Raw genomic sequence first — 26,054 nt, 5'->3', positions numbered from 1 at the left:
AAAAAGCCCCGTTCAGCATTGAACGGGGCTTTTTCATATCTGTATCAGAGCTTTAATCAGCCCGGATGGACCATGTTTTCCGGACGGACAAACTGGTCGAACTCCTCATTGGTCAGGTAACCGCCACCAACGGCCTCCTCACGCAGGGTCGTGCCGTTCTTGTGGGCGGTCTTGGCGATCTTGGCGCAGGCGTCATAGCCCAGGCGGCCGTTGAGCGCCGTCACCAGCATCAGTGAGTTTTCCAGGCCGCGCTTGATATTGTCGAGGCGCGGCTCGATACCGACCACGCAGTTATCGGTAAACGAGACCGCCGCATCGGCCAGCAGGCGCACGCTCTGCAGGAAGTTATAGGCCATGACCGGATTGAAGACGTTCAGCTCGAAATGGCCTTGTGAACCGGCAAAAGTAAGCGCGGCATTGTTGCCGAAGATCTGCACGCAGACCTGCGTCATCGCCTCACACTGGGTCGGATTGACCTTGCCCGGCATGATCGATGAGCCCGGCTCGTTTTCCGGCAGGGCCAGTTCACCCAGGCCAGACCGCGGGCCGGAGCCTAAGAAACGGATATCGTTGGCGATCTTGAACAGCGAGGCGGCCACCGTATTGATGGCGCCGTGGCTGAACACCATGGCATCATGGGCGGCCAGGGCCTCGAACTTGTTCGGCGCCGTGGTGAAGCCCAGGCCGGTGATCGCGGCGATCTTCTCGGCCACGCCTTCCGCAAAGCCAATGGGGGCATTGAGGCCGGTGCCAACCGCGGTGCCGCCCTGCGCCAGTTGCATCAGTTTGGGGAGGGTCTGCTGGATGCGCTCGATGCCGTTGGTCAGTTGCTGGGTATAGCCGCCGAATTCCTGGCCGAGCGTCAGCGGAGTCGCGTCCTGCGTATGGGTGCGGCCGATCTTGATGATGTCCTTCCACGCCTCGGCCTTGTCGTTCAGGGCGTTGCGCAGGGTTTGCAGCGCCGGCAGCAGGCGGTGGACGATCTCCTCGGCGCAGGCCACGTGCATGGCGGTCGGGTAGGTGTCGTTCGACGACTGCGACATGTTGACGTGGTCATTGGGGTGGACCGGCTTCTTGGTGCCCATCTCACCGCCCAGGATCTCGATGGCGCGGTTGGAAATGACCTCGTTGGCGTTCATATTCGACTGGGTGCCGGAACCGGTTTGCCAGACGACCAGCGGGAAGTGTTCGTCGAGCTTGCCTTCCATGACCTCATTGGCGGCCTGGATGATGGCGGCGCCGATAGCCGGATCCAGCTTGCCGAGTGCCATATTGGTTTCGGCGGCGGCGCGCTTGACGATGCCGAGCGCCCGGACCACCGGCAGGGGCTGCTTTTCCCAGCCGATCTTGAAATTGCCGAGCGAACGCTGGGCCTGGGCGCCCCAATACTTCGAGTTATCGACCTCGATCGGGCCAAAGGTATCGGTTTCGGTGCGGGTATTTTTAGTCATCTTGGGAGTCTCCGTGGGAGGTATCGGATCGGATGGGCCGGCTTGAATGGCGGAGGTGGTTTCCAACTCCGGTGTGAAACTGGTGGCGGTGATCCGTCGCTTTTTCTTCGAACCGGACAACCAGTCTAACAACGCCATAACGCCCTCCATAACCGGCAAAAAACGTGCGCCTATCCGTTAGGTCCGCAAGGGTCAAAGCGCAATGAATTTATGCCGGACGCGACGAGAATTTATACTTATACCTCCCCACCTCTGGTGGGGAGGGGGACCATGAGCGAAGCGAAATGGTGGTGGGGTTTCTTACTTAAACTATAGCCTTCCTGATAAACCCACCAAGAAGGCAAGATACCCCACCACCACGCCTCAAGAGAAGCGCGGTCCCCCTCCCCGGCACAGCCGGGGAGGTACAAGAGAATGTTACCGGTCAACCAAAGGCTTATATACCCAAATATACTTGAACTTCTTCCATTTACCTTCGGGTAACTGACTATTCAGCTCTTCAGGCTTAACCTTGGCGTTCTTGAGAAATAAGATGGCTGTGGCCTTGCCGAACTCCATGTCAGGCGGCGTTTCTTCAAGAACCGCACAACGGCTGAGCGTACCGTCCGCCTGAACCTGGCAATTTATTACCGCCGAGCCATCGACATGCGCCTTGGAATCTTTTGGTGGGTAGTAATTTATCCTCATGCGCATTTTCCGCGCCTCTTCCTGGCTATAGAAGACAGCATTCGCTGGAGTATCCGCAGGTAGCGGCTCAGGTACCATCTCATTTCCCGAAAGCGCTGCGGCCATCATAATAGCTATGAACATCTTTTCCCCCTTTTAAAGTCTAAACGATAGCTGGTCTCGAACCTGACGTCACCCCACCCTCTCCGCCAGGAAGCCACCCGTCTGCCGTGCCCATAGCCGCGCATAGAGCCCGCCGGAACGGATCAGTTCCTCATGCGTGCCGGTCTCGATAATGCGGCCGCCGTCGATCACCACCAGCCGGTCCATGCGGGCGATGGTCGAGAGCCGGTGCGCGATGGCGATGACCGTCTTGCCCTGCATCAGCTCCAGCAGGCTTTCCTGGATCGCCGCCTCGACCTCGGAATCGAGCGCCGAGGTGGCTTCATCCAGCACCAGTATCGGCGCGTTCTTTAGCAGCACGCGGGCGATAGCGATGCGCTGGCGCTGGCCGCCGGAAAGCTTGACGCCACGTTCGCCGACATGGGCGTCATAGCCAGTGCGCCCTTGGCCGTCATTAAGGTCCGGGATAAAGCCCGCCGCATGGGCGCGCGCCGCCGCCCGGTCGATCTCGGCCTGAGACGCGCCCGGCGAACCATAGGCGATATTGTCGCGGATCGAGCGATGCAGCAGCGAGGTATCCTGCGTCACCATGCCGATATGGGCGCGCAGCGATTCCTGGCCAACATGGGCGATATCCTGGCCATCGATGCGGATATGCCCGCTTTTCAGATCGTACAGCCGCAGGAACAGGTTGACGAGCGTCGACTTGCCGGCGCCGGAAGGCCCGACCAGACCGATCTTTTCCCCCGGCGCAATGGTCAGGCTAAAATCCGCAATCGCCGGCAGGTCGCCGTAAGAAAAGCCGACATGATCGAAGCGGATTTCGCCACGCCGCACTTCCAGCGCCGGCGCCTCGGCCACATCCACCACCGTATGCGGACGCGAAATGGTCTCGATCCCGTTCTGCACCGAGCCGATATTCTCGAACAGGCTGGTCACCTGGAACATCACCCAGTTCGACATGCTGATCAGCCGCTGCGTCAGGGCGCCGATCAGGGCGATGGCGCCGACCGTGATCAGCCCCTGGCTCCACAGCCAGATGGCCAGCGCCGCCATGATGATCAGCAGCAGGGCATTGATGACCGCGGTGCTGTTGTCCAGCCCGGTGATCAGGCGTTCCTGCACCTGCCACTTGCGGCTGTTGATCAGCAGACCTTCGCGCACATAGTCGTCCTCATGACGCGTGCCGGCGAAGAGCTTGACCGTCTGGATATTGGTGTAGGTATCGACAATGCGCCCGACCAGCGCCGAACGCGCCTCCGCGCCTTCGCTGGCCGCGACGCCCAGCTTCGGCACGAAAAACGCGCAGACCAGGCCGTAGACGATACTCCAGACCACCAGCGGGATCACCAGTCGCCAGTCGGCCTGGAAGAACAGCACGATGGCGCTGCCGAAATAGATGACGACATACAGCAGAGTGTCGCACAGGGTGGTCAGGGTGTTGCGCACGGCCGAGGCCGTTTCGACCACCTTCGAGGCCACGCGGCCGGCATAGTCATTGGTGAAGAAACCGATCGATTGCCGCACGACATGGCGGTGCGATTGCCAGCGGATCAGGTTGGGGAAGTTGCTGGTGATGGCCTGGCGCAGGAACAAAGAATGGATAAAGCCGATCAGCGGCCAGGCGATGCCGATGATCACCGCCATGCGGATGAAATCATGGCCATGCGCGCGCCAGAGATCGGCGGGCTTCGTGTGGGTCAGGTAATCGACAATATCCGCCATGAAGCGGAACACGGCCACCTCGGTGATGGTATAGAGAAACCCGGCGATCAGGATGGCCAGAAAGAGCGGCCAGGCCTGTTTGAGAAACTGCCAGAAGAAGGGCAGCAGCTTATCGGGCGGCGGGCCGTCTTCATGCGGACCGAACGGATCGATCATCCGCTCGAAGCGGCTGTAGAGGGCATTGATCAGGGACATGCCCTGCATATGCGCTTACCTCAGGCAAAAAGAAACCCCGCCGATGATACACCGACGGGGCAACTTCAAACTTGCGGGTGCAGGGACTTGTCCCTGCGAACCTTACTTTGCGCCGAAGAGGCGGGCCCAGAAGCCGGGCTTCTTCTTGGCGGCGGTCGCCGTGCTGCTGGCAAAATCGCTGGCCTTTTGCGTGACGCTGGCGGTGACGTCATCGGCCTTCTTGGCGAGATCGTCGATCACCGGCTTTGCGGCTTCAACAGCATCATCGATCTTGTCCTTGGCGGCATCGACAGCAGCTTCGACCTTGGCGGCCGCGTCCTTGACGGCCGGTTCGGCGGCCGCCTTGAGATCGGCGACCTTTTCAGCCACATCGGCCTTGGCTTCGGCGGCAGCGGCCTTCACGGTTTCAACAGCCTTGGTCACCTTGGCCTTGGCTTCGGTCACGGCCTTTTTGGCAGCCGGCTTCTTCGCCGCAGCGGCCTTGGCGGCAGGCGCGGCAACCGCCTTGGTGGCCTTGGCCTTGGTGGCGGCGGCAGCGGTCTTCACGGCCTTGACGGCGGCTTCAGCCTTCTTCTCGACCTTCTTGGATTCGGCAACGACGGGCTTCTTGATATCGGCAACCATCGACTTGCTGGCGGCAGCGGCCTTCTTCGGCGCGGCCTTGACGGCGGCGGCGGTTTTGGTCGCCGCGCTCTTGGTGGCGGCCGCGGCCTTGGCCGGCGCGGCTTTCGCGGCGCTAACGGCCTTCTTGGCGGCCGGCTTCGCAGCAGCTACAGCCTTTTCGACCGGCGCCTTGCGCGCCAGGGTCTTTTTCACACCGGCATCGGCCGGGATGTCTTTATTTTCACCAGTCGTTGATTTTGTGGTAGCTCTCGCCATCGTCTGTCCTTAAATGCCCCGTTCAGGAGTGCGCAACCACCGCGCATTGAAGTGAAGTTACCCGAATCGGCCGATCAAATCAAATAGAGCCTATTCTTAATCTTATCGCAGAGCAATATGACCTACAATCCGCAGCAAATCATCGCCCGTGGCCCCCGTCTAGTCTCGGAAAGCGCCGCCGAAGCCATTGATGGCGACTTTTTGCTGGAAGGCGCCACCTATTCGATCCTGGAAGAGGACGAAGACAAGAATATCTGGCGCATAGACGCCTTCCCGACGACCGAGGAAGAAGATACGCGGCTTCAGGAAATCCTCGGCGGTTTTCCAGAACTGACTGTCACCGCCGATCAACTGGCCGATGCCGACTGGCTGGCCATGGCGCTTTCGGGCCTGCCGCCGGTACGCGCCGGGCGTTTCTTTGTCTACGGCATCCATGATCGCGGCCGCGCACCGGATAACACCGTCAACCTGCGCATCGAGGCGGGTGCGGCCTTCGGCACCGGCCACCACGGCACCACGGTTGGCTGCCTGATCGCCTATAACGACCTGCTGAAATCGAAGCGCTTTAATCGCGTGCTCGATGTCGGCGCCGGCACCGGCGTTCTGGCCATCGCCGCCGCCAAGACCGGCACACGGGTCGCCGTCGGCACCGATATCGATCCGGTAAGCGTGCGCATCTCCAACGAGAACGCCAAGCTCAATAAGTGCCATGCGCGCTTTGTCTATGCCAATGGCCTCGATCACCGCCTGGTGCGTCAGGATGCCCCCTATGACCTGGTGTTCGCCAACATTCTGGCGCGTCCGCTGGTCGGCCTGTCCATGTCGATCCGCGGCGCGCTTAAACCGAAGGGCCTGGTGATCCTCTCCGGCCTGCTGCGCACCCAGGAGCGCTTCGTGAAGGCGGCCTATCACAGCAAGGGCTTCCGCACTGTCCGCCGCATCCACCGTGATGCCTGGTGCACACTGGTGATGGAAAAGGTCTAAAGGACTTTTTCCATTTTTCTTAGCGGAGACGCGCAAACGTGCGCGACGGATGGTCGCCCTTGCCAAAAGGCTGGCCGCCTTTTGGAGAACAGCCCTTCTCCTCCCCTGCGCAGCGGGGGAGGTGGCAGCGCGAAGCCCTTTAGGGCTGGTGTCGCTGACGGAGGGGGCAAACCGATCGCTCAAGTTTCTCCGTAACAGCCTTAGGCGCCCCCTCTCCTCCGCTAACAGGAGAGCATCAATTGCCAAAAAACCACAGCCCACGGATAATTTAGACCGCCGTTTCCTACCACGCTTGAAATTGTATGATTTTCCGGCAAAATAAATAAATCAAATAAAAGAAACCCGCCAAATGGGTTTCACCGGGAGAGCGCCAATGTTCATGCAAAAAATCATCACCGCCACACTTGCGTCCGCCGCCCTGCTGGCGGTTGTCCCCGCCCTGGCGCAGGAGGCAAAGCCGGCGCCCATGGTCATCTATGACGATGAACTGAAAAACGACTGGCAGAACTGGAGCTGGGGCGTCACCTTGCAAATGTCCGTGCCGGCCGGTCAGGTCAAGCCGATCAAGGTCGAAGGGACGCCGTGGTCGGCGCTTGACCTGCACCATTCGGCGATATCTACCAAGGGCTATACTAAGCTGACCTTCTATATCAACGGCGGCACCGACGGCGGCCAGCAACTGATGGTCAAGGTGAAAGCCCCCGGCGGTGTGGCGATCGAGTCCAACTATGCCATCGCGCCCAAGGTCAAGACCTGGGAAGTCGCCGAGGTGCCGTTGAAGGATATCGGCGCCGACGACAAGATGATCGAGGATATCTTCATCCAGGGCGGCGCCGATGCCTACAAGCCCTACTACATCACCAAGATTCAGCTCGAGTAGGCCAGTTCTTGAAATCCCGAAATAGCTTCCCAAATGGAAATTATTGCTGGGAGGTTAATATGCCAAGATGGTCTGCCCCTTTAAAGCTCACTGAGCTTTCTTATGATTATGATTATTTGAAAGGTTATACAGGCGTCTATGAGTTAGGCACCTACAGATCAGGGTATTTCGTTCCTAAATATATAGGAAGGGCTGTCACACAAACAAATTGTCTTCATCGACGCCTTGGTAGCTATCTTAGTATAGAGAAATGCCACAACCGCTTCTTGATAGAGAAGCTCCTCTCTTCAAGGCACAACATCTATTATAGGGTTATGAGAACAACAGACCCAGCAGGCGCTGAAGCTAGACTTTTACTGCGCCATGGAATTGGACCTGAAGGACAATATCAATGGAATCAACGTTACGAATACAGCGCCATTGGGTACTAGCTCTAATTTCGAAATATCAAGTTTGATTTGAAACGAGCGGTCGGCGGTCTATAAAGGAACATCAATCAAGAGGCTTCCCATGACTGCCGACAGCGCACACTTCCAGCATTTCGATGTCACCACCCAGCCGTCGCAGGGCGTGACCAATGTGGCTGCCCTGCGCGCTGAAATGAAGAAACTGGGGCTGGATGGCTTTATCGTTCCGCACGAAGACGAGCACCAGAACGAATACCTGCCGGATGCCAATGAGCGCCTGGCCTGGGTGTCCGGTTTTACCGGTTCGGCCGGGGCGGCGATCATCTTCATGGACCGCGCCATCCTTTTCGCCGATGGCCGCTACACCCTGCAATCGCGCGAACAGACCGATCCGTCGGTCTTTTCGGTCGAGGATTTCAACGCCAGTTCGCTGGCCGATACGGTGGCGAAAGCGCCACGCGGATCGGTGATCGGCTATGACGCCGCCCTGATCAGCCCGTTCGGCCTGAATGCCTTGCTGACCGCCGCTGATAGCGCGGGCGTGACGCTGAAATCCGTCTCGCCCAATCCGCTCGACCTCGCCTGGGGTAACGCACGTCCGGCCCAGCCTATGGCCCTGATCGTGCCGCAACCGCTGGAATATGCCGGCGTCGCCTCGGCCGACAAGCGCGCGCACCTGGCCGCCACGCTGAAGGCGAACAACATCGCCGCCGCCCTGATCACCGCGCCGTCTTCGCTGGCCTGGCTGTTCAATATCCGTGGCGGCGACGTGATCCGTTCGCCCCTGCCGCTCGGCCAGGCGATCCTGAAAAGCGACGGCTCGGCAGACCTGTTCATCGAACCGGCCAAGATCAGCGACGGCCTGCTGGAATGGCTGGGCAATGAGGTCACCGTGGCCGGCCCCGGCGCTGTTGTCCCGGCGCTGAAAGCCTTCACCGGTCAAAGCGTTCTGATCGACGCCAATCTGTCCTCGGCCTACTGGCTGGAGGCTATAAAGGCCGCCGGTGCCACGCCACTGACCGCCGATGATCCCTGCCTTCTGCCGCGCGCCTGCAAGAACGATGTCGAACTGGCCGGCACCACCGCCGCCCATATCCGCGACGGCGCGCTCCTGACCACCTTCCTGCACTGGCTGGCCACGGAAGCGCAGGAAACCCTGCCGACCGAGATCGAGGTGGCGAGGAAACTGGAGAGCATCCGTAAATCCGGAAGCGATATCCGCGACCTGTCATTCGACACCATTTCAGGCTTCGGCCCGCATGGCGCCCTGCCGCATTACAAGGTCAATGTGTCGAGCGATCTGAAGACGGCGAAGGGCAATCTGCTGCTGGTCGATTCCGGCGCCCAGTTCCTTGACGGCACCACCGATGTCACCCGCACCGTGGCCATGGGCGAGCCAACGGCCGAACACAGGCGCATGTTCACCCTGGTGCTCAAGGGCCATATTGCCCTGGCCACCGTGAAATTCCCCGCTGGCACCACCGGCACGCATCTCGATGCCCTGGCACGACAGTTCCTGTGGGCCGAGGGCTTCGACTACGATCACGGCACCGGTCACGGCGTCGGCGTCTATCTCGGCGTCCACGAAGGCCCGCAACGCATCGCCAAGGCCCTCAACCGCTACGCCCTGCAAACCGGCATGATCGTTTCCAACGAGCCGGGATTTTATAAGGCCGGTGAATACGGCATCCGCATCGAGAACCTGCAATATGTCACCGAAGCGGAAATCCCCGCCGGCGGCGAGCGCCTTATGCACCGCTTCGAAAACCTGACCTGGGCGCCCATCGACCGCAATCTGATCGACGTGTCCCTCCTCACCCCGGCTGAACGCTCCTATATGGACCGCTACCATGCGCGCTGCGTGGAGCTGCTCAGCCCGCTGATCTCCGACGAAGTGCGTGGCTGGCTGATGCAGGTCTGCGCCCCGCTGTAATATTATCCCCTCTCCCTGCGTAGCGGGGAGAGGACAACAGGCAAGGCGAAGGCGCAAGCCTTAGCCGTAGAATGTCGGGTGAGGGGCCTGCTTCTGACAGCCCTATGCCCCTCACCCGATCGCCTTCGCTTCGCTCGGCTCCCGTACTCTCTCCGCTTTCGCAGGGAGAGGGGGCTGTAGCGCAAATTTTAGATTGAACGATCCAGATCACGCTTCATTTCATGCACTATCTCGTCACGCAATGACGTGAAATCCTGCACACGATCCTTTTTATAAAATTCGTAGGCAATTTCATCAATTTTCCTTGGAGAAATCAGCCTCATTCTCAATTGCCAATAGACAACCTTCTGCTTGGCCTCCTCATTGGTATTGATGACGCTATTCTGTAACGCCTCCAGATATCCGGCATAGACGCTCAACTTTTCCCTATATTTGAAATGCTTACGATCAAATCTATCCTTCAGATAGGTTGTCAGCAATGAGCCTAAACCCAGACCGCCTATGAGCGCTATTCCGGTGCTAAAAATCTGAGATATCTCATTACTCATAACGGCTGTCCTTCAGACTGTTGAGCTTTCCTTGCCGGGATGACGACCCGCGCGTTGCGGCAAAAAGGCTATCAGCGCAATAATGGCAAGACCCAACACCGCTGAGGCAATCGGCCGGCTGAGGTTGAGCCCGCCGTGATTCAGCGGCTTATCCAGAAAATCGCCGACCGTGGCGCCGAGCGGACGCGTCAGGATAAAGGCTGCCCAGAACAGCAGCACCTGTGACACCTGCGTGCGGAAATAGAGGATAGCCACCACGGCCAGGGCCGCGGCAAAAACAGCCGCGCCGCCCAGGAAGCCAAGGCCGGTGTCATCGGCCATCCAGTCGCCCAGGGCCGTCCCCAGGGTTTGCGAAAAGGTGATGGCCAGCCAGTAAAAGGCTTCGACCCGCGGCGTATTGACCGTATCGACCGAGATCGATTTTTCCACGGCATACCAGATGGCCAGAACGGCCACCACGCAGGCCAGAAGCACGGCCGAGCCGCCGGTATAGCCGATGCCCAGCGACCGATCAAAGAAATCGGCCATGGTGGTGCCGGCCGTTGTCGAGGCGATGATCGTCGCCCAGTAAAGCCAGGGATGGAATTTTTTCGCCACAATCTGCGCGATGACCAGCACGACCAGCAGCCCCAGGAAGATGAAGGTTCCGGTGAGATAACCGAGGTTCATCGTCATGGTGACGGTATCGCCGCCGGTTTCGCCCAGCGTGGTGGCCAGTATCTTGATGATCCAGAAGCCAAGCGTCACCGCCGGCACCTTGCTCAAAACCTCATCGCGGCGCATCTGTTCACTCCTGATCAAAAGGTGGTCTGAAGGGCGGCGTACCAGTTGTAGCGCGCGGTTTCGCCCGTGTTCTGAAGGTTTGGGCCGGCATAGGCCAGCAGGTGATAGTGGTCGTTCAGGTCATAGGTCAGGCCGCCACCTAACGCGGTGGAGGCCCGGCCGCCCTTCGCATCCGCCGTTTCGTGAACGATCTCGGCGCCGACATGCAGGCGGGGCGTCAGATCTCGCGTCACCACCCAGCCGGCCTGGCAGAAGTTTCGGGCATCCCCGCCGTGATTATAGAGGCAGCCGCCGCCACCAAAGGTCGACCAGCCGTCGCCGCTGCGGCCGATCCACACCGGCAGGAAGAAGGCGGAATGATCATCGCCGACCCTGTCGCTGGCGCTTTTCAGGATGACCCGCGGATAGACGGCCACATCCCAGCCAAAGCTTTCCTGATGCAGGAAACGGTACTTCGCCGCCAGTTCGATATTGCCGATGCCACCAACAGACCCGCCGCCGCTCTGATGCTCATATTCATACGGCACGGCGATATTGATATGCAGGTCGTGCGCCAGGCCATAGTTGAAATCGATGCCCGATGCACCGCCGAAGCCATCGCGCGTCGTCGAACCCGCCGTGAAATAGAAGGTCTCGAAATGATGCAGGTCGACCGGCACCGGATCGTCGGTAATAAACGGCGGACCGGCAAAAGCGGTGGCCGGCATGAACAACAGCGCAACGAGCAGGGAATGGTATTTCATGACACCTCGTTAAAGCGGCAAGCTGAAGCCAGGATGAGCGAATTAAGGCGAAATCAAGGCAGCCGAATATGTACGCCAAGGCCAATACTGCCTGACGGAGTGAACAGCTCGACCTCGGCAGCCAGACTGTCCGCGATAGTGCGCACAATTGCCAGGCCAAGCCCGCTGCCCGGCTTGGCCGCATCCAGGCGATGGAAGGGCCGGAACGCATCCGCACGCCCCTGCGGTGGAATGCCTGGCCCCTGATCGATAAGCGTAATAAGGGCGGGAGCAGTCTCTATACGGATCTCACTGTCTGGCGGCGCGTATTTGATGGCGTTGTCGAGCAGGTTACGCAGCATAAGGAATAGCAGCACAGGCTGACATTTAATCATGCCGGCACCACTGCCCTCCACCTCAATCGTCATGCCCTTCCCGGCGGCCAGGGATGCCACATCGGTGATGACATCCGTTAAAACCCTGTCCACGTCGCAGGTTTCATCCTGATCAGTCGCCTGCCGGACTCGCGCCAGGGTCAGTAACTGGTCCAGCAGACGCGATACCCGGTTTATGCCCTTCCCCAGAGCATCCACGGCCTGCTTGCGCTCGGCGGCGGTGCGCGCACCGGCGATCACCTCGGCCTGGAGGCTCAGCGCCGCCAGCGGGGTACGCAGTTCGTGAGCCGCATTGTCGGTAAAGAGGCGCTCCTGCTTCGCGGCGAGGTTTAGTTTCGCCAACAGGGCATTGAGCGCGTCCGCCAGCGGCATCAGGTCGTGCGGCAAGCCGCTGGCCGAAACCGGCGACAGGTCACCGGGTGATCTCTGCGCCACGTCACTGGCGAAATGCTCAAGGCCGCGCAAGCCCCAGCGGCTGCCGCGCCAGATGACGAGCGCCGATACCGGCAGGGCCAGGAACAAGGGCAGCAGCAGGCCATACAGGACGCGCCTTACCACTTCATCGCGGGCACGCAGCTTTTCGCGCACCTCGACCACGCCGCGCCCTTCAGGCAGCACGCGCGTATAGACGCGCCAGGCGCCGCCCTCCATCATGACCGTATGAAACCCTTCCGACAGGGGCACGCTCAGGGCCGCATTATCGGACGCCAAGGCCAGGCGTCCGTCACGCCAGACGCGGAAGCTGCGCCAACGCGCGTAATCGTCAAAGGCGGCGCGATCGGCGGCAGCAAGTCCCTGCCCCGTCACGGTAACTTTATTATCGGCTGACTGGCTAAGCAGCCACAGTTCGCTGGCCGAGGTAATCAGTTGTGAATCGTAGACCTCGTTGATTTCATCCCTGGCCGAAACAAAGGCGATGACGCCGATCAAAGCGATCACAAGGGCCAGTGGCGCGCCAATACCGATCAGCAGTTCGACGTGCAGCGGCCGCCGGGTCATGACCGCACCGTATAGCCGACGCCTCTAACGGTCTCGATAAGCCCGGCGCCCAGCTTGCGCCGCAGGGTATAGATGGCGGCCTCGATGGTGTTGCTTTCGGCGCCGGCCTCCCAGCCATAGATGCCGGCTTCGATATCGGCGCGGCCCACTACGCGGCCCGCCCGTTCCATCAGCAGGACCAGCACCTGGTATTCTCGCGCCGTCAACCGGACCAGATCGTCTGACTTTCGGACCGAACGCGCGGCGGTGTCGATCTCGATATCGCCACGCCGCAGGGTCGGTCTTGCCCGTCCGTGACTGCGGCGGCCGACGGCGCGCAGCCGCGCCATGAGTTCGGCCAGGGCAAACGGCTTGACGATATAATCATCGGCACCCAGATCGAGTCCTTCGATGCGCGCATCCAGGGCGTCGCGCGCGGTCATGATGATCACGGGCAGGTCTGCCTTCACCCGGACCGCGCGCAGGACATCAAGCCCCGACAGACCCGGCAGGTTTATATCGAGAAGGATGGCATCGAAGCCATCCGTGCGAACCGCCGCCAGGGCACTTTCGCCATCTCGCACCCAGTCCGGTATGTGCCCGGCCTGAGCCAAACCGGCCTTCAGCGCGGTCCCCAGCAGATCATCGTCCTCGACCACCAGAATGCGCATGTCAGATCCAGATCATCGCCAGCCATTCGTCTTCGGTTAACACCGTCACCCCCAGTTCGGCGGCCTTTTTCAGCTTGGAACCGGCGCCAGGACCGGCGACCAGATAGTCCGTCTTGGCCGAAACCGAACCGGCCACCTTGGCGCCCAGCCGTTCGGCCTGCGCCTTGGCCTCGTCGCGCGTGAAGCGTTCCAGCGAACCGGTAAAGACCACCGTTTTGCCGCTGACGGCGTGATCGCCGGCCACCGCCTCGGCATCCTGCACCCGCACCTGCTCCAGAAAGCGCTCGTAAATTTCACGCTGATAAGGATGCGCAAAATAGCTGACCAGGGCACCAGCCACCACAGGGCCGATCTGGTCCTGGTGCGAAATACCCTCGCGCGCCGCTTCATCGCCCTCAGCCGCAGCCACCATCACTTCATGGAAATGGCGTTCGCTGCCATAGGCGCGCGCCAGCAGGCGAGCGGTGGTTTCGCCGATATGCTTGATGCCGAGCGCGGCGATAAAGCGATCGAGCGGCAATTCGCGGCGCGTCTCGATGGCGTCGAACAGCTTGTCGATACCGGCAAAGGCGCGTTCGGAATCGGACAGGGCCCTGGCGGCGGCCTCGCCCTTCTTCTCCTGGCGCAGGGCCGATTGCCGCTTGCGTTCCTCCAGCACGGCAGCGCGAACCTGATCGGCGCGCTCATGCAGGCGGAAGATATCGGCGGGTTCGCTGAGGATTCCGGCGCGGTGGAATATCTCGATATTGCTTTCGCCGAGGCCCTCGATATCGAGCACGCGGCGGCTGACGACATATTTCAGGTATTCGATGCGCTGGTGCGGGCAGGCCTGATCACCTGAACACTTGCGCGCCACGCCCTCCTCGCCCTTGGCATTGATTTCGCGCACAACCTCTGTCTTGAGCGGACAGGGGCATACAGTCGGAAACTCATATTTCGGCGCACCGGTCGGCCGTTCGCTGAGTTCCACACCGACGATCTGCGGAATGACATCGCCGGCGCGCTGGACGCGGACCATGTCGCCGATATGGATGTCCTTGCGCTCGATCTCGTCGGCATTATGCAGGGTGACATTGGTGACCACCACCCCGCCGACATTGATCGGCTCCAGCCGCGCCACCGGCGTCAGCGTGCCCATGCGGCCAACCTGGATATCGACGGCCTGAAGGCGGGTCAGGGCCTGCTGCGCCGGAAACTTGTGGGCGATGGCCCAGCGCGGCGAACGCGACACGAAGCCCAGCCGGCGCTGCCAGTCGAGGCGATCGACCTTATAGACCACCCCATCGATATCATAGCCGAGGCCGGAGCGCATCAAACCTATATGATCATAAACCTCCAGCAGCCCTTTCGCGCCCTCGACGCGTTGCGAGTTCGGATTGACCTGGAAGCCCCACTGGCGGAATTTTTCCAGCGCCTCGGACTGAGTGGTGACAAAGTTTTCGTCACTGACCTCACCCCAGGCATAGGCGAAAAAGCGCAGAGGCCGCGAGGCCGTAATGCTGGCATCAAGCTGCCGCAGGGCGCCGGAGGCCGAATTGCGCGGATTGGCGAAGGTCTTGGTGCCCTCAGCCTCTGCCTTCGCATTCATCTCGGCGAATTCCTTGAGCGGCATATAGACCTCGCCGCGGATTTCGATGCGGTCCGGAAAGTCGGCGCCATTCAGACGGTGCGGCACGTCCCTGATCGTCTTGGCGTTCTCGGTGATGTCCTCGCCGGTGCGGCCATCGCCGCGCGTGGCGGCGCGCACCAGTTCGCCCTTCACATAGAGCAGGCTGCACGACACGCCGTCGATCTTTGGCTCGGCGGCGAAGGCAACCACCTCCTCTTCCGGCAGGCGCAGGAAGCGGCGAATACGATCCTCGAAATCGGTCACATCTTCCGCGGCGAAGGCATTATCCAGCGACAGCATAGGCACGCCGTGCTGAACCGGCGAGAACTTGGCCGAGGCCACGCCCCCAACGGTCTGGGTCGGGCTGTCCGGCGTTTTCAGGTCTGGGAATTCGGCTTCCAGCGCCCGCAGTTCGGCTTCCAGCGCGTCATAGTCCGCATCGGTCAGCTCCGGCGTTTCCTGGTTATAATACAGGTCGCGGTGATAGCGGATCTGTGTGGCAAGCTCGGTATGGCGGGCGCGGGCGTCATCGATAGTCATGAAGGGCCTCTGGTCGTTTCGCCCTTTCTACTGCCACACTCACCCCAGATTGTCAGTATTGTTCCACGGTTCATCCCCGCGTGTTTCCAAGCTGCGGCGCGTCAGCAGATAGCAGAGGATGATCAGGCAATAGAGCGCCCCAACCACCAGGCCGAAATTGATATAGCTGTGCAGTTTGCCGGCAAATTCCGGCGTGTAGCGGTATTGCAGTCCATAGGTATGCAGGGTGACGCCAACGCAGATGCCCACAGTCAGCAAGGCGCTGTAGGCAAAATGAACGACAAGCAGGATAATCTCGCGGATAAACCTGAGCATGGCCGCCTCCTGGCGCTCTGTCAAAAGAGCTCGGCTATTATACGCCTTCCGGGGCCTTAAGTCGAATGGCGGCCGCGCGGGCCTCCGGCGTGATCTCGGCGCCGGAAAGCATCCGCGCCAGTTCTTCCAGCGCGGCATCGGGTTCCAGAACGGTCACGGTCGAGCGCACGCTGTCATTATGCTCGGCCTTGGAGACCTTGAGGTGCTGATCGCCGCGCGCCGCCACCTGCGGCGAGTGCGTAACCACGATCACCTGCTGGTTCTGCGCCAGGCGCTTGAGCCGCAGGCCCACGGCATCGGCCACCGCGCCGCCGACGCCCTGGTCGACCTCATCGAAAATCATAACGGGGCCAGTTGTATTCTCACCGCCACGAGACGCCAGCGCCGCCTTCAAGGCCAGAGCGAAACGCGCCAGTTCGCCGCCGGAAGCGATGGCGCCCAAGCCCCCCCACTCTGCGCCCGGATTGGTCTTGACCTCAAATTCGACGATATCCCCGCCGGTCTGGCCATAGCGTTCCGGCTCCAGCGGCCGCAGGGCGACGCGGAAACGCGCCTTGTCGAGCTTGAGCGGCACCAGTTCGCTCATCACCGCCGCGGCCAGTGCTTCGCCGGCCCGCCCGCGTCTGGCGCGCAGGGCCTCGACGGCGGCGTGGAAATCCTTCTGCGCCGCGTGCATGGCGATGGTCAGGCGGCTTAAGTGCGCATCCAGGTCTTCGATCTGATTCAGACTGGCGGCGATACGGGTGCGCTCCTTCGGCAGGTCTTCGACCAGTACGCCGAGCTTACGGGCCATGGCGCGCAGGGCGAACAGGCGCTCCTCGACGCGGTCCAGTTGCCCAGGCTCGACATCAAGGCTATCGGCCGCCTGATCCATCAGGGCCAGGGCCTCATCGGCGGCGATCAGGGTGCGATCGAGCGCATCGGCCGCCGCCGTCAGCCGCGCCAGCACCGGATCTTCCGAGGTGGCCCCGGCCTGCATGGCGCGTGTGCGGGCATGATCGAGCGCGCGGAACGCCTTGACCAGGCGCTGCGACAACTGCTCGCCACCGACGGCTGAACGCGCCTCGCTGATATCCTCCAGCGCACGCTCACCGGCCCCCAGCAGGGCGCGCTCCGAGGCCAGTGTCGCCTCTTCATCGGGCTGCGGATTAAGCCGGTCCAGTTCCTGCAAACGCAGGGTCAGGGTTTCCAGTTCGGCCTTGTCGGCACTGGCCCGCTTCATCAGGTCGCGGTGTTCGTCGCGGATCGCCTTCAGCGCCTTCCAGCTTTCGGAAACCTTCGCCAGTTCCGGGCCGCAGGCGCCATAACTATCCAGCATCCCCAGATGCGAGCGGGCATCGAGCAGGCCCACCGTTTCGTGCTGGCCGTGGACCTCCAGCAGGCTGTCACCCAACGCCTTGAGCACGGCTACGCTGACCGGCTGATCATTGACGAATGCCTTGGAGCGGCCATCGCGGCCGACCACGCGACGCAGCAGCAGGGCCTCGCCGGGTTCGAGTGCCAGGCCCTTGTCTTCAAGAAACTCATACAGCGGATGCGTCGCCACGATCTCGAATTCGGCCGTCACCGACGCCTGCGGCGCACCAGCGCGAATCAGGCCGGTATCGGCGCGCGCTCCCGTGGCAAGGCCCAGGCTGTCTAGCAGAATCGACTTGCCCGCACCGGTCTCTCCGGTCAGCACGCTGAGACCCTGGCGGATATCCAGTTCCAGCCGGTCAACCAGGACCACATCGGCAATCGTCAAACGTGTCAGCATCGGGCACCGAATCAAGAAGGCGACTGCCGATTCACCGGCAGCCGCCCCATACAATCACACAAATGAGAACAATTCAAGAACTCGAAATCTCCTCCCTACGAAGTGGGGAGGTGGCATTTGCGAAGCAAATGACGGAGGGGCGCCCCTCCACCGCTTCGCGGTCCCCCTCCCCATCAAAATGGGGAGGAGATTCTATTAATTGAACTTCCAGAAGCTCAACCAGCTTTTCTTATTTTTCAGGTCCGGCGCTTCCGGTCCCTTCTTGCCCTTCGGATCGGGAGCAACGGCCGGCGTGGCGCCCTTTTCCTTCAGGAGCTTGTAGGCGGCCGAATACCAGCGGTCGCCCGGATAGTTATAGCCCAGCACAGCGGCGTCACGCGTCGCTTCGTCGTGCAGGCCCATCATTTCATTGGCTTCAACCAGACGGTAAAGCGCTTCCGGCGTGTGGCTGGTGGTCTGGTAATCGCTGGCCACGGTCTTGAAGCGGCCAATGGCGGCCAGCGGCTGGTTGTCGTTGAGATACCAGCGGCCGACATCCATTTCCTTGCCGGCAAGCTGATCCTGCACCATGTCGAGCTTGATGCGTGCGTCCTTGGCGTATTCGCTGTCAGGATAACGGCGCACCACATCGGTCAGCAGGGCCTTGGCGCTGTCGGTATAGCCCTGGTCGCGGCCGACATCGACGATCTGTTCAAAGGCGCAGATCGCCTTCATGTAATAGGCATAAGGGGTCAGTTCGCTGCCCGGATAGAGCTTGATGAACTGGTCGGCGGCGGCGGTCGCCTCGACATATTTATCGGCCTGGTAGTTGGCGTAGATCGTCATCACGATGGCGCGGCGCGACCATTCGGAATAGGGATGCTGGCGCTGGACTTCCTCGAAATAGGTGACGGCGTCGGACCAGCTCTTTTCGTCCAGCTTCTGCATACCGGTCTGGTAGAGCAGTTCCACCGGACGCTCCTCATAGACCAGATGCTCTTTCGGTCCCTTGCCGGCGCAGGCGGTCAGACCGGCTACGGAGACACTGGCCAGCAGGATAACTATGGCCGATTTCTTGAGAAGCCCCACAACGCTCAACCTATTCATCCTCTTGATGACAGCCGTTAGACCGGCCGTAAAATCTTTGTTCGAGGATACATCTACACGAGCGCAGCGCGCGCGCCAACCGTAATTAACCAGTCAGCCGACATCCGCCAGAGCCGCGCCGCGGGTGACGATGCGGTAGGCATCCGGACGCGACAATAGGGCACGGACCAAGGCATTATTAAGGCCGTGGCCGGCACGGATTCCTTCAAACCTGCCAAGAATGGGCATACCCAGCACATACAGGTCGCCGATGGCATCGAGCGCCTTGTGGCGGACGAATTCGTCGGCGAAGCGCAGGCCGCCTTCATTGAGGATCACATCGCCATCGATGACGATGGCATTATCCAGCGAACCGCCGCGGGCCAGGCCGGCCTTGCGCAGGGCTTCGACGCCTTCCAGGAAGCCGAAGGTGCGCGCCGCCGACAGTTCGTCGCGGAAGGACTGCTCGGTAATGGCGAGATCGACCACCTGATGGCCGATCGGGGTGCCCGGAAAGTCAATTTCAAAACGGACTTCAAACTGGTCGGCCGGCAGCAAAGCGGCGCGCTTGTCGCCTTCGATGACTTCCACCGGCGCAAGGATCTCAATGACCTGCTGCGGCACGGCCTGGCGGCGGAAACCGGCCTGATCGAGCAGTTGCACGAACGGCAGGGCCGAGCCATCCATGATCGGCACTTCCGGGCCATCCAGTTCGACAATGACGTTATCGATGCTCAGGGCGGCGAAAGCGGCCATGACGTGTTCGATGGTCGAGACGGACACACCGGCGGCATTGGTGATGACGGTGCCCAGGGTCGTCTTGGTGACATTATGGGCCAGGGCCGGCACGCGGTTATCGCGGTCGGTGATATCGGAGCGCACGAACACGACACCGGCGCCAGCGGGCGCCGAACGCACGACCATACGCACAGGCACGCCCGTATGCACGCCGATACCGGCGATGATGGCCGCATGGGCCAGGGTCTGTTCGTTCTGATCAGGTAACATGACGCTCACCTTCTTGCCGCCCCCGCGTACATAAATCCGGCGCAAAAAAAATGCGGGCGCATTTCTGGCCCGCATTCGATATCTCATTTTTGGCGCCCGTTCACAAACGAACTTCTATTTCCGTTTGTAACGCCTTGCTTAACAAGCTTTTAATTAGCGAGGCGCCTTAAGAAAGAAGGGATTTCCAGATCGTCCTCCGTATCCATTGACGGCTGGACTTCCGAGCGCGTGGCCGGGTTCAGGCTGGACTTAGGCTGAGCGGCCGAAGCCTGGCCGGGCACATAGCGATCGGCCTCGTCCTGGATCGGGGCGGATTGGGCCACAGGTGCGGCCGGGGCGCTCTGGCGCTGCGGGAAAAGGCCGCGCCAGAAGGATTCACGACCTTCTTCCTCGGTATTCAGGCGCGGCGCGGGCGCCGGCTGGCTGGGGCGAGGCGCTGCGGTATGGGCGTAGGGATTGGGGCGCTGGATCTGCGGGGCAACGGCAGGACGCGGCGCGGGGGCCGGTGCTGATGCGGCGGGCGTTTCCTCGTCTTCGACCATCGGGTCGACGATCCGGCTGATGACGCGCGGTTCCTGCGCCTGGACAGAGGGCTGAACCGGGGTTTGGACAGGCGCAGCCGCCGGCGTGATGGCCGGCTGGGCCGGGCGCTCTTCAAACAGGCTGGAACGGGCTGCGGGCTGGGCAGCGACAGGCGTTACCGGTGCCGAAGCAACGGGTGCGGGACGGGCTTCCGCCACAGGGGCCGGAACGGGTGCTGGAACCGGAGCGGCAGCCGGTGTTTCGGTGCGCGAACCATAGCCGAGGCCGAAGGTCGGGGCCGGCGTGGTGGTTTTCGGCGTCGAATGGGCGTTGGTCAGCGGTGTTTGCAGGGCCACACCGTCCATGCCGGTGGCAACGACGGATACACGCAGCTTACCTTCCAGATTCGGATCGAAAGCGGCGCCGAAAATGATATTGGCTTCCGGATCGACTTCCGAAGAAATGGCATTGGCCGCTTCATCAACCTCATGCAGGGTCATGTCGAGACCGCCGGTGACGTTCACCAGCACGGCCTTGGCGCCCTTGAGCGAGGTTTCGTCGAGCAGCGGGTTCTGGATGGCGTTTTGAGCGGCCAAGAGCGCGCGGTCTTCGCCGGAGGCTTCGCCGGTGCCCATCATGGCCTTGCCCATATCGGACATGACCGAGCGCACGTCGGCGAAGTCGAGGTTGATCAGGCCCGGCAGGACCATGAGATCGGTGATAGAGCGGACGCCGGCGTGCAGCACCTGGTCGGCCATGCCGAAGGCTTCGGCAAAGGTGGTGCGCTCATTGGCGATGCGGAAAAGGTTCTGGTTCGGGATGACGATCAGGGTATCGACATAGCGTTGCAGCTCGGAGATGCCGGCATCAGCCAGGCGCATCCGGTGACGGCCTTCAAAGGTGAAAGGCTTGGTAACCACGCCGACCGTCAGGATGCCGCGCTCGCGGGCGCACTTGGCGATGATCGGCGCCGCACCGGTGCCGGTGCCGCCGCCCATTCCGGCGGTGATGAACACCATGTGCGCCCCTTCGAGGTGCTCGGTGATCATGTCGGACGATTCTTCAGCGGCGGTCATGCCGACTTCGGGATGCGCACCCGCGCCCAAGCCTTGCGTGATGCCGACACCGAGCTGGATGCGCGCTTCGGTGCGCGAAAACTGAAGCTGCTGCGCGTCGGTATTGGCGACGACGAACTCCACACCCTCGAGGCCGGCTTCGATCATGTTGTTTACGGCGTTGCCCCCGGCTCCGCCCACTCCAAACACGACGATACGCGGCTTCAATTCTGTTGCGCGCGGCGCAGAAAGATGAATTGCCATGTTATCCAGTGAACCTTTCATGATCTCTCCCATTCGGTTCTCCGTCCGGGATGAACGAATGAGTTTTCCGATCCCCGATGCCAGGGTCTTATGAGACTACAACTATGCTTAACGAATAGTTACCCGATAACTTGAGTCGGCTAAAAAGGAACCTGTTTTGGTAAGATTTTTTAACCAAAGTTACCGAAGTATGACTTTTTACACAGGCATTGAGTCAGAAAGGAGTCACGCGGGTTGCGTTTTTCGCGCGGAGCGTGAGCGTCCCTTTCCAGAGGGTTAACGCATCGCTTTGAGGGGCGGTAAGCGCTTAGTGATTTGCCAGCGCCCGGGAAGCGCAAGGACGGACACGACAAACCCTCTCCCGTTTCCGGCAGAGGGCTCATTCTAGTGAACTGATTTGCGCGAATGACGAAGCCTAAAGATTGCTTTTCAGCCAGTCGATGACGCGGGCAATGATATTGCCGCTGCCGCCGCTGGGCGCATCCTTCGGACCGATCTTGGCGGCCATGATCTTTTTGACCGGCACGACGTCGCGCGGCCCGTAGAGCGTGCGCAGGATCACCCCGGCGGTGGCGGCGAAGGACGGACCGGCGGCGGCGTCACCCAGGTGCGGGACGCGCATGGGGCGGCCCAGGCGGCACGGCCGGTCGAAGACGCGGATGGCCAGTTCGCGGACGCCGGCCAGTTGCGAAGCACCGCCGGTCAGGACGATGCCGGCACCGGGCTCGATCTGGACGCCGGACGCCTTGATCTTCTCGCGCAGCAGCTCGAAGGTTTCCTCCACGCGGGGGGCGATAATGCCCTTGAGGATCGAACGCGGCACGGTGATCGGTGCGCCGCCCCGGTCATCGCCGCGTGGCGGGGCCTCGACCGTTTCGCGGTCTTCGTGGGCCGAGGCGATGGCCGAGCCATGCAGGGTCTTGATGCGTTCCGCGCCGGCCAGGGTGGTGGAAAGCCCACGGGCGATATCGGCCGTGACATGGCTGCCGCCAACATTCAGGCAATCGACATGCACCAGGGTGCCATTGGCGAAGATGGCCGCGGTCGTGCTGCTGGCGCCCATATCGATGCAGATGCAGCCCAGCTCCTTCTCGTCTTCTTCAAGCGCGGCCACGGCGGCGGCCAGCGGCGCGCAGACAATGGCCTGGACTTCCAGGTGCGCCAGGCCGACGCAGGTATTGATATTGTTGAAGACGCTTTCGTCGATGGTCACGACCAGCAGTTCGAGGCCGAGATTGCGCCCGTTCAGGCCGCGCGGATCGCGCACGCCATACTGGTCGTCGACGCTCCACGACACCGGCAGCAGGTGGATGGCGCGGCGGTTGGGGAAGCGCACCTGCGCCAGGGCCGAGGCGATGGCGCGGTTGAGATCCTGGTCGGAGATCGGCTTGAGGCCCAGCGACACCTGGGCAGAGACCTTGTGCGAGGCCGTCTGCGCGCCAGGAATCGTGACGCGCACGCCCTGGATCGACACATTGGCCATGGCCTCGGCGCGTTCCACGGCCTGGGCGATGGCCTGCGAGGCCGCCTCCATGTCGATGACCGAACCGGCGCGGATGCCCTTTGACTGGACGTAACCAACACCTGCGACGCGGATCGACTGGTCGGACTGGCGCGCGCCTTCGGGCCGCATGATGAAGCAGCCGATCTTCGAGGCGCCGAGATCGAGCGAGGCAATCAGCCCCTGCGATGCGGGCGGGCGACCGGCGGTGTCTCCGCCCGCGGCGGGCGCGAGACGGGCTTTTGCCGCCTCGGGATTAAGGGCGGCGGCTTTAGCGTTTTGGCGATCTTCAAATCTGGACATGAGTTTCTACTTTGTCAGACTTAGGGGAGGACAACGGCGGCGGGGGGGGAGGCGGGGTGCGCTTCAAGCGGCACCACGACGAGGGAATCGGGATCGAGCAGGTCGATGGAGGCAAAGCCCTGATCCAGCACGCGCTGCTGCGCGATCAGGACATCGAGACGGGCCATGGCCTGTTCCTGGTTAAGCGCCGGCAGCTTGATGACCGCGCCGTTCTTCAGCAGGATATTCCAGCGGCGCGTATTGACGCGCTGCAGGGCGTAGGTCTGTTCCAGCAGGGCCGGGCGCTGGCGCATCAGCTCGATAATGGCGGGCGCGGCTTCATTGGCGCCCTCCCCCACCACGAACGGCAGGTCGGCAAAGCGCGTCGATACGGCTTCGGGGATAATATTACCCTCGTCATCGATGACGGTATTCTTGCCATTATACTGCCAGACGGCCAGGCGCGGCCGCTCGACCACCTCTATGATCAGCACGCCGGGAAACTGGCGGCGCACGGTGGCGGATTTCACCCAGCCGACATTCTCGACGGCCTTCTGGACATCGGCGAGATTCATCAGGGCGAAGGGCTGGTCCTTCTCGAACTTGAGCGCCTGGCGCACATCGGGCGAGGCTTCGGGGCTGACATTGACAAGCTGGATTTTTTGCAGTTTCAGACCGATGGAGGCCAGTCGCGCATCGGCAAAATTGGTGATGGCGCTGCCCAGGGCTTCGGCGCGATGGCCGGTCAGAAGCACGACGGAAAGCAGGCCGGCGATCACCAGAACCGCCAGCCAAGCCGTCAGTTCGTTGGGCATATGGACGGTGCCGATGACGCTCGCCTTGCCCGCCGGCGCGCCCTTGCGCCCGGAAGACCGGCCTGCCGCGCGCGGCTTCGCCCCGGCGCGTCCCGCAGGCTTCGCCGCCGGTTTCGTGTCGGCGGGGCTGGCTTGACGTCTGCCACCTCGGACGACAGCGGGCATGGGCACTCTCCAATTCATCATGGCCAAGGGTTCTCTGGCCACAGTCTGTCCGGAAAAAGAGCGTGTCCGCCGCGCGCTCGATCACGCACGCTTCGTCAACACTCCCGCCCGGCTGGTAAGCGCCTATAAAAGCCAGAACGTCCTTAATAGAGTGATAACGACCGCGAAAATCGTAAGGAAATTGTAACGATATGTGCCGGAAGTCCGCCGCGGCTTGTATAGCTGCGCCTCTGCGCCTAACTTGGCGGCATGGCCTCCAAGACAACCCTCAATGCCCAGAACCTGGAAAGCCTGGGCGCCGCGCATCTGGCCCGGCTGCTGATCGAGATCAGCGAGGGCAATGCCAACGCCAAACGCCGGCTGCGCCTCGAACTGGCCGGCAGCGAAAGCCCGTCGAAGCTCGGTAACGAAATCCGCAAACGCCTGACCGCCATAGGTTCGGCGACGACCAATGTCGGCTGGCGGACACTGAAGGGCTTCCGCGCCGACCTGAATACCCAGCGCCGGCTGATTGCCGAACAGGTGACGACCGCCGCGCCGCAGGATGCCTACGAGCTAATCTGGCAGTTCATTGCCCTGGGAGACGCGGTTATCGAACGCACCAGCGATGCCTCGGGCGGCGTGCGCGAGATCATGGCCAGCGCCTGCCAGGATGCGGCGGCGATTACAGCCGTGGCCAGACCCGCCGTGGACGATCTGGTGACGCGGATCACCGCCGCGCAGATAGCCAACAACTATGGCCAGAACGACGCGCTTATCCCGTTGCTGGCGCCTTTTCTCGGTGAAGAGGGCTTGATTAAACTGCGGACCGCGATACTGGCCGCCGCCAGGGAGCCGGTGGTTTCACCGGCCACACGACCGCGGCCGGTGAAGCGGTGGCGCAAGCGGGTGCTGGCCACTTCCGAAGCCCTGCGCAAACGCACGCGGGCCGAAAGTACGCGGGCCGCCCTGCTGGCGATTGCCGATGCCCTTGGCGATGTCGACGCCTTCATCGCCCTGATGGCCGACTCCTACCTGCCGGCCACTGCCGCGCAGATCGCACATCGCCTGCTCAAGGCGGGTCGCGCGGCCGATGCGCTGAAGGCACTGGACGCCGCCCGGCAAAACCCGCGTTTCGAAATGCCGGCCGAGTGGATCAATGCCCGGATTGAGGCGCTGGAGGCTCTGGACCGCAAGGATGAGGCGCAGGATGTGCGTCTTGAGCGCTTCCGCCGCACTTTACAGGCGGATTATCTGCGCGCTTACCTCAAGCGCCTGCCCGATTTCGACGATATCGAGGCCGAAGATGCGGAACTGGATCGGGTCATGGGGTGGCCCGACGCCAATGTGGCGCTTGCGCTGCTCATCGGCTGGCCGTCGTTTGATAGGGCGGCGCACCTGGTCATCGACCGGGTGCGCGAGATGGACGGCAACGAGGCCGAACGCCTGACCTATGCCGCCGACCGCCTGTCGTCGCGCTATCCGCTGGCGGCCCTGCTGCTCCAGCGCCAGATCGTCGAGGCGCGGCTGGCGTCCTTCAGTGAAGCGGCGCACGAAGCCGCCGTCCTGCCTTTTCTGGAAGCCGAAAGCCTGGCGCGGCATATCGACGACTTCGGCCGCCACGAGCCGCATGACATCTGGCGGAAAAAACTGGCAAGCAGCTATGCGCGCCGCTCGATTTTCTGGAAGGGACTGCCTTAGGCCGTAGACTCATAACGCTTTGATCCAGATTCTGGTGGCGACGATCTTTACGGCTGCCAGAAAATTCAGAGGGTTTTTGTCGTAGCGAGTGGCAATACCTCTGAATTGCTTGAGTTTATTGAAGAAGCGTTCGACCA

At 61.7% G+C, this 26,054-nt stretch carries 21 protein-coding genes and 1 pseudogene; 4 read left to right on the top strand and 18 right to left on the bottom strand.

Annotated elements, in window-relative coordinates; translation table 11 throughout:
* Nucleotides 1–56 precede the first annotated feature (56 nt).
* From fumC to ACTHND_RS06415, 4 genes are all read right to left on the bottom strand, one after another.
* Entirely contained in the window at nucleotides 57–1,451 is a 1,395-nt protein-coding gene (fumC, locus tag ACTHND_RS06430; protein WP_440176914.1) for a class II fumarate hydratase, read from the bottom strand.
* A 417-nt stretch (nucleotides 1,452–1,868) separates the two neighbouring features.
* Nucleotides 1,869–2,261, bottom strand: a complete 393-nt coding sequence (locus ACTHND_RS06425) for a hypothetical protein (protein ID WP_440176912.1) — start codon at nucleotides 2,259–2,261, stop codon at nucleotides 1,869–1,871.
* Between the two features lie 48 nt (nucleotides 2,262–2,309).
* Nucleotides 2,310–4,169 carry an ABC transporter ATP-binding protein gene (locus ACTHND_RS06420; protein WP_440176910.1) on the bottom strand — a complete coding sequence of 620 codons (1,860 nt, stop codon included), beginning with the start codon at nucleotides 4,167–4,169 and terminating at the stop codon, nucleotides 2,310–2,312.
* A 93-nt stretch (nucleotides 4,170–4,262) separates the two neighbouring features.
* Nucleotides 4,263–5,039: a hypothetical protein gene (locus ACTHND_RS06415; protein WP_440176908.1), complete on the bottom strand. Its 777-nt coding sequence runs from the start codon at nucleotides 5,037–5,039 to the stop codon at nucleotides 4,263–4,265.
* A 117-nt stretch (nucleotides 5,040–5,156) separates the two neighbouring features.
* Between ACTHND_RS06415 and ACTHND_RS06410 the strand changes: the two genes are divergently transcribed.
* The 3 genes from ACTHND_RS06410 to ACTHND_RS06400 all read left to right on the top strand — a co-directional run bounded on the left by ACTHND_RS06410 (nucleotide 5,157) and on the right by ACTHND_RS06400 (nucleotide 9,243).
* The gene (locus ACTHND_RS06410) at nucleotides 5,157–6,023 is read left to right on the top strand and encodes a 50S ribosomal protein L11 methyltransferase (protein ID WP_440176906.1); all 867 of its coding nucleotides are present in this window, start codon (nucleotides 5,157–5,159) and stop codon (nucleotides 6,021–6,023) included.
* A gap of 373 nt (nucleotides 6,024–6,396) precedes the next feature.
* Nucleotides 6,397–6,903: a hypothetical protein gene (locus tag ACTHND_RS06405; RefSeq protein WP_440176904.1), complete on the top strand. Its 507-nt coding sequence runs from the start codon at nucleotides 6,397–6,399 to the stop codon at nucleotides 6,901–6,903.
* A gap of 510 nt (nucleotides 6,904–7,413) precedes the next feature.
* Nucleotides 7,414–9,243, top strand: coding sequence for an aminopeptidase P family protein (locus ACTHND_RS06400; RefSeq protein WP_440176902.1), 1,830 nt, complete (start codon nucleotides 7,414–7,416; stop codon nucleotides 9,241–9,243).
* Between the two features lie 188 nt (nucleotides 9,244–9,431).
* On the opposite strand, the gene ACTHND_RS06395 is transcribed toward ACTHND_RS06400, so the two are convergent.
* The 13 genes from ACTHND_RS06395 to ACTHND_RS06335 all read right to left on the bottom strand — a co-directional run bounded on the left by ACTHND_RS06395 (nucleotide 9,432) and on the right by ACTHND_RS06335 (nucleotide 24,237).
* Nucleotides 9,432–9,791, bottom strand: coding sequence for a hypothetical protein (locus ACTHND_RS06395; RefSeq protein WP_440176900.1), 360 nt, complete (start codon nucleotides 9,789–9,791; stop codon nucleotides 9,432–9,434).
* Nucleotides 9,792–9,803: 12 nt separating this feature from the next.
* Nucleotides 9,804–10,574, bottom strand: a complete 771-nt coding sequence (locus ACTHND_RS06390) for a COG4705 family protein (RefSeq protein ID WP_440176898.1) — start codon at nucleotides 10,572–10,574, stop codon at nucleotides 9,804–9,806.
* A 14-nt stretch (nucleotides 10,575–10,588) separates the two neighbouring features.
* A complete protein-coding gene (locus ACTHND_RS06385; RefSeq protein WP_440176896.1) occupies nucleotides 10,589–11,317 on the bottom strand; it encodes a transporter in 729 nt (242 codons plus the stop codon).
* 53 nt (nucleotides 11,318–11,370) lie between these two features.
* Entirely contained in the window at nucleotides 11,371–12,690 is a 1,320-nt protein-coding gene (locus ACTHND_RS06380) for an ATP-binding protein (RefSeq protein ID WP_440176894.1), read from the bottom strand.
* Nucleotides 12,687–13,340, bottom strand: coding sequence for a response regulator transcription factor (locus ACTHND_RS06375; protein ID WP_440176892.1), 654 nt, complete (start codon nucleotides 13,338–13,340; stop codon nucleotides 12,687–12,689). The genes ACTHND_RS06380 and ACTHND_RS06375 overlap by 4 nt, the downstream gene beginning before the upstream one ends.
* Before the next feature lies 1 nt (nucleotide 13,341).
* On the bottom strand, nucleotides 13,342–15,489 hold the full coding sequence (gene ligA / locus ACTHND_RS06370; protein WP_440176890.1) for an NAD-dependent DNA ligase LigA: 2,148 nt from the start codon (nucleotides 15,487–15,489) through the stop codon (nucleotides 13,342–13,344).
* A 39-nt stretch (nucleotides 15,490–15,528) separates the two neighbouring features.
* The gene (locus tag ACTHND_RS06365) at nucleotides 15,529–15,804 is read right to left on the bottom strand and encodes a hypothetical protein (protein ID WP_440176888.1); all 276 of its coding nucleotides are present in this window, start codon (nucleotides 15,802–15,804) and stop codon (nucleotides 15,529–15,531) included.
* 37 nt (nucleotides 15,805–15,841) lie between these two features.
* On the bottom strand, nucleotides 15,842–17,560 hold the full coding sequence (gene recN, locus ACTHND_RS06360) for a DNA repair protein RecN (RefSeq protein ID WP_440176886.1): 1,719 nt from the start codon (nucleotides 17,558–17,560) through the stop codon (nucleotides 15,842–15,844).
* A 195-nt stretch (nucleotides 17,561–17,755) separates the two neighbouring features.
* Nucleotides 17,756–18,646, bottom strand: a complete 891-nt coding sequence (locus ACTHND_RS06355; RefSeq protein WP_440176884.1) for an outer membrane protein assembly factor BamD — start codon at nucleotides 18,644–18,646, stop codon at nucleotides 17,756–17,758.
* Nucleotides 18,647–18,739: 93 nt separating this feature from the next.
* On the bottom strand, nucleotides 18,740–19,633 hold the full coding sequence (lpxC, locus tag ACTHND_RS06350; protein ID WP_440176882.1) for a UDP-3-O-acyl-N-acetylglucosamine deacetylase: 894 nt from the start codon (nucleotides 19,631–19,633) through the stop codon (nucleotides 18,740–18,742).
* A 149-nt stretch (nucleotides 19,634–19,782) separates the two neighbouring features.
* Nucleotides 19,783–21,474, bottom strand: a complete 1,692-nt coding sequence (gene ftsZ / locus ACTHND_RS06345) for a cell division protein FtsZ (protein WP_440177025.1) — start codon at nucleotides 21,472–21,474, stop codon at nucleotides 19,783–19,785.
* Nucleotides 21,475–21,889: 415 nt separating this feature from the next.
* Nucleotides 21,890–23,278: a cell division protein FtsA gene (gene ftsA, locus ACTHND_RS06340; RefSeq protein WP_440176880.1), complete on the bottom strand. Its 1,389-nt coding sequence runs from the start codon at nucleotides 23,276–23,278 to the stop codon at nucleotides 21,890–21,892.
* A gap of 20 nt (nucleotides 23,279–23,298) precedes the next feature.
* The gene (locus ACTHND_RS06335; protein ID WP_440176878.1) at nucleotides 23,299–24,237 is read right to left on the bottom strand and encodes a cell division protein FtsQ/DivIB; all 939 of its coding nucleotides are present in this window, start codon (nucleotides 24,235–24,237) and stop codon (nucleotides 23,299–23,301) included.
* Nucleotides 24,238–24,486: 249 nt separating this feature from the next.
* Between ACTHND_RS06335 and ACTHND_RS06330 the strand changes: the two genes are divergently transcribed.
* Nucleotides 24,487–25,917 carry a DUF6880 family protein gene (locus tag ACTHND_RS06330; protein ID WP_440176876.1) on the top strand — a complete coding sequence of 477 codons (1,431 nt, stop codon included), beginning with the start codon at nucleotides 24,487–24,489 and terminating at the stop codon, nucleotides 25,915–25,917.
* A gap of 9 nt (nucleotides 25,918–25,926) precedes the next feature.
* On the opposite strand, the pseudogene ACTHND_RS06325 reads toward ACTHND_RS06330, so the two are convergent.
* Nucleotides 25,927–26,054: pseudogene (locus tag ACTHND_RS06325) on the bottom strand (IS5/IS1182 family transposase); the annotation flags it as partial.

This window comes from Asticcacaulis sp., assembly GCF_051954415.1.
In the GTDB taxonomy this organism is placed as follows: Bacteria; Pseudomonadota; Alphaproteobacteria; order Caulobacterales; family Caulobacteraceae; genus Asticcacaulis.
The sequence above is the reverse complement of the archived record's forward strand: the minus strand, read 5'-3'. Positions and strand labels throughout refer to the sequence as shown.